At 64.0% G+C, this 16,956-nt stretch carries 19 protein-coding genes; 12 read left to right on the forward strand and 7 right to left on the reverse strand.

Annotation, left to right across the window (positions count from 1 at the left end; translation table 11 throughout):
* Nucleotides 1–9: 9 nt before the first annotated feature.
* From EV664_RS15105 to EV664_RS15155, 11 genes are all read left to right on the forward strand, one after another.
* The gene (locus EV664_RS15105; protein ID WP_229668361.1) at nt 10–354 is read left to right on the forward strand and encodes a VirB3 family type IV secretion system protein; all 345 of its coding nucleotides are present in this window, start codon (nt 10–12) and stop codon (nt 352–354) included.
* Nucleotides 347–2,737 (forward strand): VirB4 family type IV secretion/conjugal transfer ATPase, encoded by a 2,391-nt coding sequence (locus EV664_RS15110; protein WP_133496551.1) that lies wholly within the window; start codon nt 347–349, stop codon nt 2,735–2,737. Before EV664_RS15105 ends, EV664_RS15110 begins: the two co-directional genes overlap by 8 nt.
* A 21-nt stretch (nt 2,738–2,758) precedes the next feature.
* On the forward strand, nt 2,759–3,463 hold the full coding sequence (locus EV664_RS15115) for a type IV secretion system protein (RefSeq protein WP_244923138.1): 705 nt from the start codon (nt 2,759–2,761) through the stop codon (nt 3,461–3,463).
* A complete protein-coding gene (locus tag EV664_RS15120) occupies nt 3,460–3,765 on the forward strand; it encodes a hypothetical protein (protein ID WP_133496553.1) in 306 nt (101 codons plus the stop codon). Before EV664_RS15115 ends, EV664_RS15120 begins: the two co-directional genes overlap by 4 nt.
* Before the next feature lie 28 nt (nt 3,766–3,793).
* On the forward strand, nt 3,794–4,798 hold the full coding sequence (locus EV664_RS15125; RefSeq protein WP_133496554.1) for a TrbL/VirB6 family protein: 1,005 nt from the start codon (nt 3,794–3,796) through the stop codon (nt 4,796–4,798).
* Between the two features lie 389 nt (nt 4,799–5,187).
* Nucleotides 5,188–5,880: a VirB8 family type IV secretion system protein gene (locus tag EV664_RS15130; RefSeq protein WP_133496555.1), complete on the forward strand. Its 693-nt coding sequence runs from the start codon at nt 5,188–5,190 to the stop codon at nt 5,878–5,880.
* Nucleotides 5,877–6,716: a TrbG/VirB9 family P-type conjugative transfer protein gene (locus EV664_RS15135; protein WP_133496556.1), complete on the forward strand. Its 840-nt coding sequence runs from the start codon at nt 5,877–5,879 to the stop codon at nt 6,714–6,716. Before EV664_RS15130 ends, EV664_RS15135 begins: the two co-directional genes overlap by 4 nt.
* Nucleotide 6,717: 1 nt before the next feature.
* The gene (gene virB10 / locus EV664_RS15140) at nt 6,718–7,917 is read left to right on the forward strand and encodes a type IV secretion system protein VirB10 (RefSeq protein ID WP_229668362.1); all 1,200 of its coding nucleotides are present in this window, start codon (nt 6,718–6,720) and stop codon (nt 7,915–7,917) included.
* On the forward strand, nt 7,914–8,924 hold the full coding sequence (virB11, locus tag EV664_RS15145; RefSeq protein ID WP_133496557.1) for a P-type DNA transfer ATPase VirB11: 1,011 nt from the start codon (nt 7,914–7,916) through the stop codon (nt 8,922–8,924). The genes virB10 and virB11 overlap by 4 nt, the downstream gene beginning before the upstream one ends.
* Nucleotides 8,896–10,716, forward strand: coding sequence for a type IV secretory system conjugative DNA transfer family protein (locus EV664_RS15150; RefSeq protein ID WP_373287536.1), 1,821 nt, complete (start codon nt 8,896–8,898; stop codon nt 10,714–10,716). The genes virB11 and EV664_RS15150 overlap by 29 nt, the downstream gene beginning before the upstream one ends.
* 1 nt (nt 10,717) lies before the next feature.
* Nucleotides 10,718–11,464 carry an LPD7 domain-containing protein gene (locus EV664_RS15155; protein ID WP_133496558.1) on the forward strand — a complete coding sequence of 249 codons (747 nt, stop codon included), beginning with the start codon at nt 10,718–10,720 and terminating at the stop codon, nt 11,462–11,464.
* A gap of 543 nt (nt 11,465–12,007) precedes the next feature.
* On the opposite strand, the gene EV664_RS15160 is transcribed toward EV664_RS15155, so the two are convergent.
* The 6 genes from EV664_RS15160 to EV664_RS15185 all read right to left on the reverse strand — a co-directional run bounded on the left by EV664_RS15160 (nt 12,008) and on the right by EV664_RS15185 (nt 16,236).
* Complete coding sequence (locus EV664_RS15160; RefSeq protein WP_133496559.1) at nt 12,008–12,427, reverse strand: hypothetical protein; 420 nt, start codon at nt 12,425–12,427, stop codon at nt 12,008–12,010.
* 8 nt (nt 12,428–12,435) lie between these two features.
* On the reverse strand, nt 12,436–13,503 hold the full coding sequence (locus tag EV664_RS15165; protein WP_229668363.1) for a relaxase/mobilization nuclease domain-containing protein: 1,068 nt from the start codon (nt 13,501–13,503) through the stop codon (nt 12,436–12,438).
* Nucleotides 13,504–13,541: 38 nt separating this feature from the next.
* A complete protein-coding gene (locus tag EV664_RS15170) occupies nt 13,542–14,066 on the reverse strand; it encodes a hypothetical protein (protein ID WP_133496561.1) in 525 nt (174 codons plus the stop codon).
* A gap of 242 nt (nt 14,067–14,308) precedes the next feature.
* Complete coding sequence (locus tag EV664_RS15175; RefSeq protein WP_133496562.1) at nt 14,309–15,304, reverse strand: ParB/RepB/Spo0J family partition protein; 996 nt, start codon at nt 15,302–15,304, stop codon at nt 14,309–14,311.
* Nucleotides 15,301–16,041, reverse strand: coding sequence for a ParA family protein (locus EV664_RS15180; RefSeq protein ID WP_133496563.1), 741 nt, complete (start codon nt 16,039–16,041; stop codon nt 15,301–15,303). Before EV664_RS15180 ends, EV664_RS15175 begins: the two co-directional genes overlap by 4 nt.
* Nucleotides 16,042–16,044: 3 nt before the next feature.
* Complete coding sequence (locus tag EV664_RS15185) at nt 16,045–16,236, reverse strand: hypothetical protein (RefSeq protein ID WP_133496564.1); 192 nt, start codon at nt 16,234–16,236, stop codon at nt 16,045–16,047.
* Between the two features lie 154 nt (nt 16,237–16,390).
* On the opposite strand from EV664_RS15185, the gene EV664_RS19325 reads away from it, so the two are divergent.
* On the forward strand, nt 16,391–16,537 hold the full coding sequence (locus tag EV664_RS19325) for a YlcI/YnfO family protein (RefSeq protein ID WP_162848877.1): 147 nt from the start codon (nt 16,391–16,393) through the stop codon (nt 16,535–16,537).
* Here the strand turns inward: EV664_RS19325 and EV664_RS15190 are convergent.
* The gene (locus EV664_RS15190; protein WP_133496565.1) at nt 16,534–16,854 is read right to left on the reverse strand and encodes a single-stranded DNA-binding protein; all 321 of its coding nucleotides are present in this window, start codon (nt 16,852–16,854) and stop codon (nt 16,534–16,536) included. The genes EV664_RS19325 and EV664_RS15190 overlap by 4 nt on opposite strands.
* Nucleotides 16,855–16,956: the final 102 nt, after the last annotated feature.

Consider the following 16,956-nt stretch of genomic DNA (forward strand, 5'->3'; position numbering starts at 1 on the left):
GGGCGTAGCGTGGACGAAGAACGGGAAGTGATGGCGCGCAACACGCTGTTCCTGGCGGTGACGCGGCCCGCGCTGTTCGCGGGCATCCCGATCGAGGCGGCCGTGGTGATCCTGCTGTCCTCGGTAATCACGCTGATCGGCACCACGAACCCGATCTATGGCGGCGTCGTAGCCGCGGTGATGTTCGGCATCTCGCGTCTCGTGGTGCGGCACGACGTCAACGCCTTCCGGCTGATCTTCCTATGGGGCCGCACCAAGGCGGCCAACCGCAACCGCGTCTTTTGGGGCGGCTCGAGCTACACGCCGCTCCCCCTGAAGGGCATCAAGCGAAAGGGGTTCGGCCGCAATGGCTAGGGCCAACCGCCTGTCCGAACAGGTGCCGATGAAGGTCGCGCTCAAGGAAGTGATGCCGACCAAGTTCCTGCCGTATGCGCGGCACGTCACCGACGAAGTGGTGGTGCTCGATTCCGGCGCGATCATGCTGACGTTTGAGCTGCAAGGCCGGGCTTTCGAGACGGCCGATGTGCGCGACCTCAACGACTGGCACGCCAAGCTCAACGGGATGCTGCGCAACCTGCACGACGACCGCCTGTCGATCTGGACCCACCTCGTGCGTGCGCGCGTCGAACAATATCCGGGCGGCAACTTCCGATCCCGCTTCGCACGGGATCTCGATGCCGCCTATTTCGGGCGAATGAACAAGGAGCGGATGTTCATCAACCGCTTCTTCGTGACGCTGGTGCTGCGGCCGTCGGTCCACGGCGCCGACAAGCTCGTCCAGCTCTTCAGGAACAAGGCGCGGGCGGAATCGGAAGCCGACGCGATCGACGCCGATCTGCTGGAGGCGCTGGAGGACAAGGCGCGCGATTTCGAGAAGCTGATGGATCGCTGCTCGCCGCGCCGGCTGTCGATCTACGGGCACAACGGCCTCAAGTTCTCGGAGACGATGGAGGTCGCGGAAATGGTGATGACGGGCCGGCATCGCCGCGTCCCGATCATCCGGGGGCACCTCGGCAGCGCCCTCTATCGGCAGCGCGTCGTGTTCGGCGGGGAGACGGTAGAGGTCCGCGACGCCGATCGCAGCTTCTTCGGCGGCATCTTCGGCATCCGGGAGTATCCGGCGACCACCACCCCGACGCAGTTCCAATCGCTGCTGGCGGTCGATTTCGCGTTCGTGCTGACGCAATCCTTCACCTTCCTCGGCCGCGCGGCGGCATCGGAGCGGTTCCGGCTGCGGCAAAAGCAGATGGAGAACGCGGACGATCGGGCCGTCAGTCAGATGCTCGATCTCGTCGACGCGGCGGACGATCTCATGTCCAACCGCTTCGTCCTGGGCGATCATCATTTCACGCTCGCGGTCTATTCGGACAGCCTCAAGGGGCTGCGCGACAATATGTCGATCGCGCGAGCTGCGCTCGCCGATACCGGCATGGTCGCGGCGCGGGAGGGCGCGGCGCTGGAAGCGGCCTATTGGAGCCAGCTCGTCGGCAATTTCGCATGGCGGGCGAGGCCGGCGCCGATCACGTCGCTCAATTTCGCGGCGTTCTCGCCCTTCCACACCTATCCCGCCGGCCTGGCTACCGGCAATCATTGGGGCGACGCGATTGCGCTGATGAAGACCAGCGCGCGCAGCCCCTATTTCTTCAGCTTCCACAAGCGCGACATAGGCCACACGCTGATCGTCGGCCCCACCGGGGGCGGCAAGACGGTCATCGTCAATTTCCTGATGGCGCAAGCCGAGAAGACGGGCGCGCGCCAGATATTCATCGACAAGGATCGCGGCGCGCAGATTTTCGTGCTGGCCTCGGGCGGCACCTACCTGACGCTCGAAAACGGCAAGCCGACCGGCTTCGCGCCCTTGAAGGCGCTGGAGAACAAGCCGGAGGATCGGGCTTGGCTGTCGCTGTGGGTCCGCCAGCTCGTCCGCACCGAAAGCCGCCCGATCACGGTCCAGGAAGAGCGGATGATCGATGAAGGGATCGCCGCGGTGATGCGGCTCCCGCGCGAGGATCGTTCGCTAGACGCGCTGCGCACGATGCTCGGCATGGCGGATGCGGGCGGCATTGGCGCCCGCCTCGAAAAGTGGACCTCGCGCGGGTCGATGGGCTGGGTGTTCGACAACGCGGCGGACGAAATGACGCTCGATGCCCGGTTCATCGGGTTCGACATGACGGATTTCCTCGACAACGCCGACGTCCGCACGCCGTTGATGCTCTACCTGTTCCACCGGATCGACAAGCTGCTGACCGGCGAGCGCACCATCATCGCCGTCGACGAGTTCTGGAAGGCGCTCGGCGACGATGCGTTCCGGAGCTTCGCGCAGGACGGCCTGAAGACATACCGGAAGCGCAACGCGATGATGGTGTTCGCCACGCAGTCGCCGGCGGACGCGCTCAAGAGCGACATTGCGCACTCGATCCTCGAACAGGTCGCGACCCAGGTGATGCTTCCCAACCCCAAGGGATCACGCCGCGACTATGTGGAGGGCTTCTCCCTCACGGACGCGGAATACCAGCTCATCCGCGAGGAATTGTCGCCGGAGTCGCGCAAGTTCCTGGTGAAGCAGGGCCGTGACAGCGTTGTGGTCGAGCTGGACTTGACCGGCCTCGATAACGAGCTGGCCGTGCTGTCGGGTCGCGCCGAGACGACGCCGATCGCCGTCCAGGCCGCGGCCGAGTTCGGCCCCGATTCAGCCAACTGGCTCCCGGTATTTCACCAACGTCGTCGTCCAAGCTGAAGGAGAAGGGACATGCGTAGAATGAAGGCAATCGCACTCGCGCTGTCGGGATCAGCGCTCATGCTGGCGTGCTCGGCACATGCGCAGGGCATCCCGGTCCACGACGTCAGCTCGATCCTCCAGCAGATCGAGCAGGTGCGGCAGGGCGTTCAGGTGATCCAGCAGGGCGCCGCGCAGATCCAGGAAGCGCAGAAGCTCTACCAAGACCTCAACAAGATGACGGACATTGGCAATGTCGCACAACAGCTCAAGAACGACGTGCTGCGCACCAGCAACGTGTCGTCCAGTTCGCTCGACGGCTACACCAATGGCGATCTGAACGTCATCGGCGGCCTGCGGGGCAAGGCGAACGACGTCTATCAAGACCTCCTCGGGCGCGGCTCCCAATCCATGACTGCCGCACAACGCTCCGCCTATGAGCAGCGTGCGCGGGAAGCGGCTGTTTCCACCGGCCTTGCCAGCAACGTCGGCGATGCGGTGACGAGCCGACGCCAGGGCCTCGAAGAGCTGCGCAGCCGCCTCGCCAGCGCCAACTCGGCCGCGGAGCGCGCCGATATGTCGGCCCGGCTCCAGCTCGAACAGGCGCAGATGATGAACGATCAGATGGCGCTACAGGCGATCGAGCTTCAGCGCCGCGCAAAGGCGGAGGCCGATTATCAGCGGTCGCTCGCTTCCAACAGGGCAGAAATCGACAAATTACGGGCTGAGGCCGGGGTCAATCCATGACCAAGGTCCTGTGGCTCGCCCCCATTATTCTGGCGCTGGCGGCATGTGGAACGAATGAATCCGGCTCCGACCAAGGCGAGCTTCGGTCCGACATGCCGTTGCGCACCGTGAAGTATTACGCGGATCATCAAGGCGAGCTGGCCGAGACAGACGCGATCTGCACGACTTGGAAGGCGTCGCAGCGTCCACCGGCATCATGGCCTGCGGTTGTCGTCAGTAATTGCAACAACGTCGATGCTGCCAAGACCTTGCTTAGAAACAAGGCCGATACGGATAAGCTACGCAAAGAGGCGGGCATCTGATCGAAGCTAAGCTGTCCGGGGTCGTGTAATGGGCTTCAATATCTATACGGCAATGTTCAACCAACTCGACGCCGCCTTGGCGGGAGTGATCGCGGCATATGCCGGCGTCATTGGTTGGATTTCGGGACCGCTCCGGGTGGGAGTGACGATCTACATCATCCTCCTCGGCTTCGCGATCCTGCGGGGGGCGGTCGAGTATCCGTTCCGGGAGTTCGTCTATCGCGGAATGAAGCTGGCTGCGCTCGTGTTCGCCGTCACGACGCTCTACGGTGCTTCGGTCGGGCTCCTCGCTATGAATGGGTTGCCGAGAGAGGTTGCAAATGCCGTTGGCGCGCAGGACGTCAACGGGCTGGGTGGCTTCTTCGACGGGATATTGAAAGGCGCCGTTCGCGCCATCGCCAACATCAAAGAGATTGTCCAAAACCACACGACTGAGGAAGGTTACAACCTCGTCGGCATCCCAAACAATTGGGATGAAATCATTGTCAGCGAAATCATCAACGTCGTCATTATGCTCGCTGCGTTGCTGGCGTCGGCGCTTGGGTTCGCCATCTGTGCCTTCGCCCTTTTCGCGCTCTCCCTGCTGGCTGCGGTTGGGCCTCTCTTTGTAGCGGCGCTTCTGTTCGACTCCACTCGGCCGTTCTTTTTCCAATGGCTCGGGAGTATTGTGAATTACGTCATCCTCGTCGCATTTGCTCTGCTCGTAACGGTTTTCATCGCCAACGCAGCGGACGCCTTCATTGATGCAATAACGCAGGATGACTCCCTGATCCTCGCTGCGGTCAAAGCGCTCGGATTCTACGCCCTGGGGTTCTTCTTCTTCCTACAGATTCCCGGAATGGCTGCGGGCTTGGGTGGTGGCGGCGCGTCGCTCGCTTCCCAATTTGCCAACGCCGCCACCGGCGGGATCGCGCCGATGATCGGCCGCGCATGGTCGAACGCGCCGCAACGTGCGGTGAACCGCTGGCAGCAATCACGCGCGCGGCGTGCCGAAGCGCGAGCTGCTGGCGGCACCCTCTACAACAACAGCTAATCGGAGACCCGGCATGAAGCTCGGTGCGGCCTTGGCCTTTCTCGCCCTTGCGGCTCTTACTCCCCCGGTCCCGGCGCTCGCGGCAAAGGACGAAAAGCTGCCCCGCTGCAATGGCCGCCAGAAGCGGCCTGCCAATCTCTACGGGACGATCTTGCCCTCGGTCCCGTCGCGGACAGCCCCGACGGCCGCTGTGACGCCTCCGGAGGGGAGTGTGCCACGTGGCACACCTCAACCCGCACCGGCACCGGCGACGAACCTGTTTCCGCCCGAGGATGCGGCGCCAGGGCCGCAAGGGGCGAACACGTCGAGCAAGGTGCCGGCGATCGGCGCGCTCAATCCGAGCGCCGGCCCGACCGCGGCGCTCCCAACCACATATGCGAGCTGCTGAAATGGCTATCGGCGTGAAGGATAAAGACGAGGATCTGAAGGCATATTTCGCGGAAGCGGAAAGCTGGGATCGCGATCGGTTCGTGGCTGCGGTCCGGTCGCGGCGCATTGCCTGGATCGTCGCGGCCGTTGCGATCGTGTTCGCCGCCATCTGCGCAGCCGCGGTGCTGGCGCTCTCACCGCTCAAGACGGTCGTTCCCTATGTCGTCACCGTCGACCGCTCGACTGGTGCCACGGAAGTCACCCAGGAGCTGCGCGGCGATAAGACGATCACCTATGACGAGGCGATCCGTAAGTATTTCCTCGCCGACTACGTGCGCGCTCGCGAGGGGTGGATTCCGCAAGCGCGCGAGGAGTTCTTCCGCAAGGTGCTGGCCCTGTCGGCGCGGGAGGAACAGAACCGTTGGACGGCCTTCTACAAGAAGGACAATCCGGACTCTCCGCAAAACCAGTTCACCGCCAATGATGCGGTGTTCGTGGCGATCCGCTCCGTGGCCTTCATCTCGCCGAACGTGGCGCAGGTCCGCTTCATCAAGCGGCTCCAGCGCGACCAGCAGATAATCGAGACGCCGGCCATCGCGACCATCACTTTCGACGTGCTGTCGAAGCCGGAGACGGAATCCGGCCGATACGCCAATCCGCTCGGGTTTCAGGTGAAGACATACCGGGCCGACGTGGAGGTTCCGACACGATGAAGACGATCCTGCTCCTGGCCGCGGCGATCGGCGCCGTGTCGGCAGCGCCGGCGCTGGCGCAGACCCCCGCTGCACGCGGTCCCGATGCCCGTATCCGGGAGGTCAACTATACCGATGGCAACGTGATCCAAATCCGGAGCGCGTTCCGCACCGCGACACAGATCGAGTTCGCCCCCGGCGAGGTCATCAAGTTCGTGGCGATGGGCGACACGGTGTCGTGGGAGGTCGCGCCGGCTGACAATTCGCTGTTCGTGAAGCCGCGCGAGCGTGCCGGCGCGACGAACCTGATCGTCGTGACGGATTTCCAGGGCACCAAGCGCAATTACACCTTCGAGCTGTCGACGGTTGCGACGGCACGCTCGCCGGGCACCTTCTTCAAGGTGCGGCTCCGCTATCCAGAATATGAGGCGGCGCAGGCCCGATTGGCGCAACAGCGTGCGCAGCTCGCCGCGGCGCTCGCCGCGCAGAACGGCGCGATCAGGTCGGCGCTGGATATTGGCGTCCTCGAAGGGACGCGGAACCTCAACTACAAGGTCCAGGGAGCGACCGCGCTGCAACCGTCCGAAGTCAGCGACAACGGGCAGTTCACCGTTTTGCGCTTCCCGAACCAACGCGAGATTCCTGCGATCTTCACCGTCAACCCCGACGGTAGCGAGGCTACGGCCTCGTTCGACGTCCGCGACGAGTTCGTGGTCGTCCACGGCGTTTACAAGGAAATGCGCCTGCGCCGGGGGAAGGTGGTGCTGTGCATCTATAACGAAAGCCCGAGCTTCTACGGCCGCGATCCCAAGACGGACACGGCCTCGGAAGCGGTCGAGCGCACGACGGAGAACTGACGTGTCCGACAAGAGATTCGACGTCGATGCGACGCCCGACGTGAACGAAATCGACCGGACCCCGGCCGCCGATCGCCCGAGCAGGATGCCGGCACTCAACGCCGTCCAGTGGGACAACAAGAAGATGGTTGTAGGCGCCGCGCTGGCGGGAGCGATCGTCTTCGGCGTGTTGTCGCTCGTCTCCGGGTCAGGCGGCGACAACAAGGCCCTCGAAGCGAGGAAGGCGCCGCCTCCTGCTGTGGAAGCGCCATACGATCCCAACTCGGTCATCGCGCCCACGCTCGCTACCGCACCCCGCGATCCCAATGCACCTGTGCAGCTCACTGGCGAGCAAGTGCCAGCGATCGGTCCTGACGGTCAGCCGATCACGCCCTACGGATCGGCGGGAGGGCAGCAGCAGAGCCGCGGCGTCAGCGAGGCAGAGCGGCGTGCCAACGAAGCCCGCGAGCTGCGCGACAATGCGCGGCGATCGACGCTGATCGCCTATAACGGCGACCAAGGCGTCAGGCGCGCGCTCGGCGACGTCGCCAGCGCCGGTGCCGGCAATGGTCAAGGCGACGGCGAAAGCGCCCCGACGCGGACCAACCTCGACAACCTGAAGCAAACCTCGACGATCGGCACCGCCACGGCGCGCATGATCGGCGACCGCAACTATCTCGTCACCGCTGGCGCGATCATTCCCTGCACGCTCCAGACCGCAATGGACAGCACCGTGCCGGGCTATGCGACCTGCATCATCCCGCGCGACGTGTATTCCGACAACGGGCGCGTCGTGCTGCTTGAGAAAGGCACGCGCGTCTTCGGCGAATATCAGGGCGGCTTGCAGCGCGGGCAAAATCGACTGTTCGCGATGTGGACGCGGGCCGTCACGCCCCGCGGCGTCGCGATCGACATTGCCTCGCCGGCCTCGGACCCGCTCGGCCGCGCCGGCGTCACTGGCAGGATCGATCGGTTCTTCTGGCAGCGGTTCGGTGCCGCGATGCTGTTCAGCGTCCTCGATGCTGGCGGTCAGATCGCGGGCCAGGCCGTCAGCCCGCAAGGCTCGACGGTGTTCCGCACTCCCGGCGACACGACGTCGCAAATCCTGCAAGATACGCAGAACATCCGCCCGATCGTGCGCGTGAACCAAGGGACCGAGCTGGCGATCACCGTCGCCAAGGATTTCGATTTCTCGCAAGTCTATGGGCTGGGGCTCAAGTGAACGCCCCGTTCCGCAACACCGCGATCCTCGATCACGCTGTTCGGCCGCTGCGCCAGTATCTTGATGACGACGGTGTAACCGAAGTCGTCATCAACGAGCCGTCGATCGTGGGCGTCGAGCGGCATGGTGGCTGGACCTGGGAGCGCGAGGATGATCTGACGCTCGACGCGCTCAACCAACTGGCGCGCGCTGCGGCCGCCTTCACGTCGCAGGATGTGACGCGCGAGAATCCGATCTGCTCGACGATCTTTCCGACCGGCGAGCGCGTCCAGCTCGTGCTTCCGCCCGTTGTGCCCGACGGCACCGTGTCGATCACGGTTCGCAAGCCATCGACGAAGACGATGACGATGGCCGATTTTGAGGCGAGCGGCCTGTTCGCGGAAACGAAGGTCGCCACGAAGCGGGTCAGCCCGGTCGAGGAACGCCTGCTCGGTCTCCTCAACACGGGAAAGCACGTCGAGTTTTTCGAGCTGGCGGTGCGCAGCCGGCTCAACATCCTGATCTCCGGCGCCACGGGCTCGGGCAAGACGACGTTCTCGAAGGGGCTTATCAAGCTGATCCCGGAGAATGAGCGGCTGCTGACGATCGAGGACACGCGCGAGCTGGTGGTGCCCCACAAGAACGTCGTCCATATGATCTACAGCAAGGACGGCACCGGCACCGCCAAGGTGACGGCGAAGGAGCTGCTGGAAAGCGCGCTGCGCATGAGGCCCGATCGCATCCTGCTCCAAGAGCTGCGCGACGGGACGGCGTTCTTCTACCTGCGCAACGTCAACAGCGGCCATCCCGGCTCGATCACTACAATACACGCGGACTCGGCCGAGCTGGCGTTTGAGCAATTGACGCTGCTGGTGAAGGAAAGCGAGGGCGGCGCGGACCTGGCCCGCGACGACATACGCGCGCTGCTCAAGATCCTCGTCGACGTCGTGGTTCAGATGAAGAAGGTCGACGGCAAGTTCCGAATGACCGAGATCTACTATGATCCGGCAGGGCGCCATGCCGCCTAAACGGGGCACCATCCTCGCGCTCGGCATCCCGGTCGGGATCGTCGTCGCGTTCCTCATCGCCTCGGTCGTCGCGTGGATATACCTGGGCCTCCCCAGCGCGAAGTTCGACATTTTCAAGATGCCAGCGTTCTTCTGGTATTACCGGCATGATCCGGTGGTGCTGAAGGCCCTCGCCGGGGGTGCCCTGGTCGGCATCATCATCGCCGGCCTCATGCTGTGGTGGGTTGCCAAGCGGAAGCCCCCTCTCCACGGCGCTGCTCGCTTCGCGAAGGAAGGCGAAATCCGCCATGCCGGCTTCCGCGCCGACGACGGCATTGTCCTCGGCAAAAAGGGCGGCAAGTTCCTGACCTTCGGTGGAAGCGAACATTGCATTGTCGAGGCCCCTACCCGCTCGGGCAAGGGCGTCGGCATCGTCATCCCGAACCTCCTGTCGTGGCAGGAGTCGGTCGTCGTCCTCGATGTGAAGCGCGAGAATTGGGACGCGACGGCGGGCTTTCGCAAGAAATACGGGCAGGCGGTTTACCTGTTCAACCCGACCGATCCGGAAGGGCGGACCGCCCGCTACAACCCGCTCGGCTATATCGATCGCACTGACCCCGATCAGGTGGTGATCGAGCTGCAAAAGATCGCGACGATGCTGTTCGTGCCTCCCGAACGTGGGGAGCCGTTCTGGACGGACTCGGCGCGGACCGCGTTCGTCGGCGTCGGCGCATATCTCGCGGTCGCCGATCAGCCCTTCACCATCGGCTCGATCTATCGGCTGATGACGACGGGCGACACGCGCGGGTTCTTCAAGCGCGTCCTCGACGGTCGCTCGCTCGATCTGTCGCAAGGGTGCCGGAACGCGCTCGCGGATTTCACGTCAGGCGCCGACAATACGTTCGCCGGCATCGTCCAGACCGTCACCTCGAAGCTGAGCCTGTGGCTTAACCCGCGCGTCGACGCCGCGACGGAAGAATCCGACTTTGATCTGCGCGAGCTGCGCAGCAGGCGCATGTCGATCTATCTCGGGGTGTCTCCCGACGAGCTGGATCGGGTCGCGCCGCTCTACAACCTTCTGTTCCAGCAGCTCGTCGACCTGAATGTGCGCGATCTGCCCGACACAGCAACACCGCTGAAGATCCTCGTCATCCTCGACGAGTTCGCGCGCATCGGGCGAGCGCAAGTGATCGCCAGCGCCTTCTCCTACGTCGCCGGCTACGGCATCCGCCTCCTGCCCGTCATCCAGTCCCGATCGCAGCTACGGGCCGTCTATGGCGAGCATGTCGCTAACGAGATCGTTGCCAACTGCGGCGTCGAGGTCGCGTTCACGCCGAAAGAGCTGCGCGTGGCGAACGAGCTGTCCGAGCGGATCGGCTATATCGGGCAGGAATCCGTCACCAAATCTCTGACGATCCACGGCGTCCTAGCCAACCGCTCCAAGTCCATGTCGGACCAGCGCCGCGCCTTCCTGCTCCCGCAAGAGCTGATGCAGTTTCCCGACAGCGAATTGCTTCTCCTCCGGGGCGGCATACCGCCGATCCACGGCGACAAGATTCGCTACTATGCGGACGGGCTGTTTCGCGGGCGCGTCGTGCCGGCGCCGGAAGTCCCCCCGATCCCGCGCACGGTGCGCGACGACGAAAACCTGCCCGCCTGCGCGATGCCGACATTCGACCAGCTCACGAACCCTGACCCGTTCGCGTTCGCGATGGATTGCGTCGTCACCCAGGATCATCCCGACATGCTCATAGACGTGGCGGCCGAGCAACGCGGCAACGAGGTCATTGGTGTAATCGAACAGGAGCGATGACATGGCTGAGAATGTCGAAGCTGCCGGCGCCGGCAAAGAGAGTGAGGGTCGGCGCCGGCGGCCGATGGAAGTGCCCGCCGAGCTGGACTCCCGGTTCCTCCGCGTCGGCGACAAGCTCTATCGCAGCGCGCATGACAAACAGCCGGTCGCGACCATCACGCCCGATCGCATCAAGGCGAAGGACCGCGAGTCTCTCCCTGATCTGATCCGGCTCGCGAAGGAAAACGGGTGGACGGCGATCAAGGTCAGCGGCGACGCCGAGTTTCAGCGAGCGGCCTACCTCGCAGCCTCGGCGCAGGGCATCAAGGTCGACGGCTATAAGCCCGACGACAAGACGAAGGCCGCGGCCGAGCGCGAGCAAGCGCGTCAGGGCGGCGTCCCCGACAACCAGGCGCGATCGACACGGACCGCCAACCAGGTCCGCGACACCCGGGAACAGGCCGAGCCGCGCACCGATCTGGCCGAGCGGTTTCGCCGGCAAACGGACGTCCAGAACGCCAAAGACCCCGAGCTGCGCAAGGCGCAAAGCCACGTCGCGCTCGCGATGGCGGTCGCGGCCGAACGCTTCCCCAACGATCATGAGAAGCGGCGCGAGTTCGTGGCGGAACGCAAGGAAGAGGTCGCAGCGCGGCTCGGCCGCGGCGAGGCCGTCGCCGGCATCGAGGTCAAGGCGAGGCAGGAACAGCGGGTGCGCGAAATGGCCCAGGATCAGATCCTGCAAAAATCCCGAACCATCGGAGGACGTTAGATGCGAAGATTTCCTCATCTAGCCTGGGCCTCGGCGTGTTGTATTCTTGCAGGAGGAGGATCCCTACGGGCGCAGGACGTATCAGAAGAGTCGGTTAGACCAGTCATTGAACAATTCAGGGCGATGTGGGCGAAGAAGCCGTGCGGCGATCATTCGATCCTCTCCAACCCGAAGGTGATCGCTTCGCTCGATCATCAATGCGCGAGCAACATTGACGCCGAGAACGACGTAACCCGCAGATTAATCGAAACGCTGGATGCCGATGGTGAAGCCGCAAGGGCGCTTGCTCGGCGGGAATTTCGAATTGGGACGATCAGTTTTGACGCTCCGCGCCGCGCTGGCCAACTCCCTTGGGATACGCCCGGAGTCCGGTGCACCAACCTATCGACGACCCAAATCGTCAATTTTTCCGGATCAACAGACACTCCAAGCCCGTCCAGATCACGTCTTCAACAGAGCACTTGGCTCTTTTTGTCGAAATACAACGGGGCTTTAGTGAGCGGAAAATCATTTCCACGGTCAATTTCCTGCCAGCCCCTTTGATTACGGGGCCTGGTCGTCGGGCGACCCTAGCCGGTCCCATGCCTCCTGATACTCGGCGAGCGCGTAGGACTTGGGCTGAAGCCAATAAGAGACGGTCCCGGCAGCGTTGACGCCGCGATGCGCAGCCGCCTTCACCTCGTCGAGGGTCAGCACGAAACACGTGGGCGCCGCTGTGTTCGCGTTGATGGTGATGACCCACCATCTGGAGCAAAGCCGGTCTAGCGATCCTCCGAGCGGCACCGGCGCCCGCTTGGAAAGCGCCTTGGACTGGATCGGTAGGACGCGCAGCTCGTCATCGCTTGCCGCGTAGAGGTCGGCGCCGCGCGCGTTCCTGACGGTCGGCATGACGTGCCACCCTCTGCGCGATAGTTCACGCGCGACATGGTAGAGGCCGGCGTTGCCGGTAAGCTGATGACGCATCGTTGCCCCTAGCGGCGCCGAGACGGCGGCGGGGGTGTGCCACGTGGCACACCCTGATCCAGCGACGGGCGGGTCCGAGTCCGCTCCTGTGCCTCTCGGACGCGGGTTTCCGCCTCGCGCAGCATCCGGTCGGGCACCGTTTCAATGCTCCCGCGCTCCTGTATGAATTGGCGCACGTCGCGCGCCAGCCTGCGGTCCTCGCGATCGGCGCTGCGATCGAGCCGTTCGGCCGCGACCTCATAGCGCCGCTTGGTGTCCTGCCAACGCGCGCGCGTCTTCGACACGAACGCGGGCTGCTCGGCCTTGCCAAGCGCGATCTGCATGGCTTCTCGTGCCTGACGTAGATCGGCCTCTGTCGGCTGACGGGAAGCGCCGCTACGTATCCGCGCGCGCAACTGCGTCAGCGCCATGCTGGTGCCTGCCCTCCCCTGGCCCCGCGTGTAGCGCGGCGTCGCCTCTGCCTCGACGCCACGGCTGCGTAGCGCCTCGGCGAAGGCTTCACGGAAGCGGAACAGATCCTCGCGCCTCGGATCGAACCGCTTGCGGTCAACTCCTTCGGCTTGAACCGTCAGGTGAACATGCGGACGGGGCGTGTCGGTGTGGAGCGCCATTAGATAGTCGTGGTTGTCGCCGATCATGCGCTCGGCCGCCTCGCGCACGGCTTGCTTCACCGTCTCGGGGTCGGTTCCTGCCGGCATCGAGAACACCATCGCCACGGCCGAAACGGACGTGCCCTGCCGCCAGTAGAGCGGGTCCGACCATTCGTCGGCAATCCGCTGCGCGTCTTCCTTCGTTGCGATCTGCTCCCCGTCGCGCGTCTCTAGGGGAATGTCGCCGTGGCGACCGATGTAATCGAGATGGGCGGCAAGATGCTTGGCGCCCTTCTTTCGACCCGTCACCTTGACCAGCACCTCGGGGGTGCGCCGCACGACACGCGCGAGCGTGGCCCGGGCATCCCCTCTAACGTGCGACGTCGCCGGCGTCCGCGTAGCGAACGGCCCGGTGCCGTTGACCAGGTGCCACGCGTATTTCAGATTCGGATCGCTGACGAGGCGTGGCTTGAAGCTGGGCTTCATCGCCTCCCAAAGCTCATCCTCACGGTCCCCGAACGGCATTAGTCGGCGACCTCCCAAAAGGCGGTTTCCCCGCGCAGCACGGCCGCCAGCGCCTCGATCTGCTCGTTGATCTCCTCGCGCATGTCCGCGATGCGACGCAGCTCGCGGTCGATCTGCAAGCCGCTGTCCGCCATCATCGCCGCGTTGCCGGCCTTCATCGCCTGATTGAGGTTTCGGCCGATGCGCTGGAGCTGCATCCGGATCGGTGCCACGGCGTCCCGGAGTCCGTCGTCGACGCCGGCCTTCAAGGCGATGTGCCGGCGCACCAACGCCTTGATCCATCCGGCGCGATCAACGCCTCGCTCGGCGGCGCGGTGATCGATGACGGCCGTTTCGACATCCGTGAAGGTCAGCGACACGCGATTGCCCGCGCTATCGGCGCGGGGTGCGATCCGGGGAGCGTCGGCCACGTGCTTCAACGATTGCTGAAGCACGGTGCGGAGGAGCGCGCTGCGCCCTCCCCTGCCCTCGGCCACGGCATCGAAGGCGGCAAGCAGCTCGCGATCGACGCGCGCCGTCAGCATCGCTGAATCTTTGGTGGGGGATGCAGACTGCGGCGCGAGTGACATGGCCCTGCAAGGGTAATGTAATACAGCAGACGCAGCAATACCTATCCTGCCATAAAACATCCCCCACCAAAATCAGCCTTCAAGTGTGCCACGTGGCACACCCAAACCGCCTGAAAGTGATGAAGTCGCGGAAGGAAGGATTGGACCTAGGTGCGAGTGGCAACCACTGCCGGCGCTCTCCGCTCAACCCGGCGCGATCAGCGCCAGCTAACGATCCGGGGTTCCGCCTCACCGTCGAAGTGCAACAGCGCCTCGACAACCATCGCACGCTTGCCTTCAAGTTCGATCGTTGGTCGCTCGACGCGCTGCTTTCCGCCCTTGGGTTTGGCGGCCGTGCGAGGGGTAGAAGCCTCCGTCGGCGCGGAAATTACGGGCTCCGGCGTCTCGTCGATTGCGCGTTCTCCCTCTTCGTCCCTGATCTCGTCCGTCGTCGGCGCTAGGTGTGAGACGCCAGGCTCGCTTTCGGACGCTGCGTCGTGGATGGCGGGCGGGGGGGCCGTTTCCTGCACCGGAGCCGGCTCGGGTTTCGGTGCCGACTTCTTCGCACCAACCTCGCGTGCAAACCGTTCACACGCCAGGACGGTCATGTCCTCGGCCGCGGTGTTCGTGACGAACGCCCTTGTAGCCGCGTCGTCCGTCTTGGCGGCCTGGGTCAACGCGACAGCGCTGCGCATCGAAATGTCAGCGAACAGCGCCGCCACATAATCCGGAGCCTTGGCGAGGCCCTGATAACGGGTCAGCAGCGTGCGATTGCGACCTGTAGCGCGCGCCAGCTCCGCAAGCGAGCGCCCCTTCGCAACTTGGCCCGTGACGAACCGGATCATGTCGGCCGTCGACAGATCCTCGCGCTGATCGTTCTCGATGAACTGATCGATGCGGACCTGCTCAATGTCGTCCGTCTTGCTGACGATCGCGCGGACCTGCACGCCGAGCTTCTGGCACGCACGCCAGCGCCGCTCCCCGAACATGATCCGGTAGCGTCCCTCGGTATCCTTCGGCGCCACGGTGATAGGCTGAAGCTGGCCGCGCTCCTTGATTGTCTCGGCCATCTCGTCGATCGACGCCGGGTCGATTGCGCTGCGCACATTCTCGGGGTCTGGATATAGCAGCTCGGGATCGAGGAGCTGGACGCGATCGGCGTCCGCGACGGCGGCCTTCTCGCTGAAAACGTCGAAGTTCGAAAAGTCTGTCATCCCTGGCTCCCGATCCGGGTCATGGCTTCCTCGAGGAACGCGCGCATCGGGGGAAGCGAGGTCCGCACATCCTTGTCGAAGCGCCAGACCGGCACATGCTCTTGGATGGCCTGGCTGTAGTGCGCGCGCTCGGGAAGGTAGGTGCTGAAAAGATTGCGACCGATCTTGTCCTTGATTGCCGCGAGCATTTCCATCTGGTGCCGGTCGTTCGCGCGCACCCGGTTGGGGATCAGCCCGACGACATGGATCGGCGTGCGGCGCTTAGTGTTCACCGTCGCGATCGAATCCGAGACCTGCTTCGTCGCGGCGGGACCGAACGGCCCCAGCTCGACGGGCACGATCAGGTGGTTGCACACCAGCAGCGCCGCGAAATTGATCCACGACCAAGAGGGTGGCGTGTCGATAACGCAATAATCGAAATATGGATCAAGCGCCGGGAAGTTCGCATTCAGGTTCGTGAGCGCGCGCGGATAGTCCGCGTCATATTCCCCCCCCATGCGGTTGGAATAGATCGCGAGCCGGGGAAAGCTGGCGGGCGGGGTATAACCCGGCTCGAACAGCGGCTTGCAGGTGCCAAGGCTCTCGAAGTCGGCGAGTGCATCGGTGGCATTGCACTGACGATCGAGATCGAGGAACAGCACCCGATGACCGGCATCGGCAAGATGCCATGCCACATGACAGGCGATCATCGTCTTGCCGGCGCCGCCCTTCTCGACATTGATGGCGATAGTCTTCACGCCTTACCAGCCCCGATCCGAATTGTTGTTCCAGTGGTCGTAGCCGCGATAGTTCGAATCGGTCCGCGTGTTGCGACGCGCCTCCTCATCCGGCGTGTCGCCGCTCCAGATGCGCGGATTACGGCCGCCACCGCCCCGAAGGACGGCCCAAGCGATCAGGACGAACAGTCCGATCGTCAGCAGATTATCCCACATGGCCTTGCCTCCGTCGCCTTGATGAAAGGCGCATCCTGTAATAAATGGTATCTGAAATCACGTCAATAGGTGGTATCAACAATATGCGTGCTTCGGGATGACCACTAGCAAATCAGGAACGGCAGGTCGCCCGCGGATTAACGCGGAAAAGACTATGGCTCGATTTCCGGAAGGGACGTTGGGCCGGATCAAGGCCGTGTTGCGCGATGGCGAGAACCAGTCAGACTTCATGCGCGAGGCCGTCGAGCTGGAGCTTCGCCGGCGAGAGGGGCCGCCGGTAGGCGGCCCCGGCCGCTCCTAGTCGCGATCCTCCGAGCCCTTGGCGAGAACCGCGAAGCCGTCCGCGATCAGTTCCACCGTGTAGCGCTTGCCCTCGGCCGTGTCGTAGGAGTTCTGGCGAACGCGGCCCGTGATATGCACCAAGTCGCCCTTCTGAGCCTTGGCGGCGCGCTCGATCAGCTTGCCGAATAGCGTCACCTCATTCCAGTGGGTGTCCGTCACCCATTCTCCATTGTCCTGGCGGTTGTAGTTGGCGGCGACGTTCACCTTCGTCACCTTGTCATGCTCCGCGATCTTGCCGACCCGGCCGATGATCCGAAACTCCGCGATGTTCTGCATGGTCCTGTCCTTTCGATCGATCAGGCTCATTCCTGATGGGAATTGAAGGGGAGTGCAGACGCCGCGATCAAGCAAAAAAACGGAGAGTTCGCGTAGCGGAAA

Source organism: Stakelama pacifica (assembly GCF_004361835.1).
Taxonomy (GTDB): domain Bacteria; phylum Pseudomonadota; class Alphaproteobacteria; order Sphingomonadales; family Sphingomonadaceae; genus Sphingomonas; species Sphingomonas pacifica.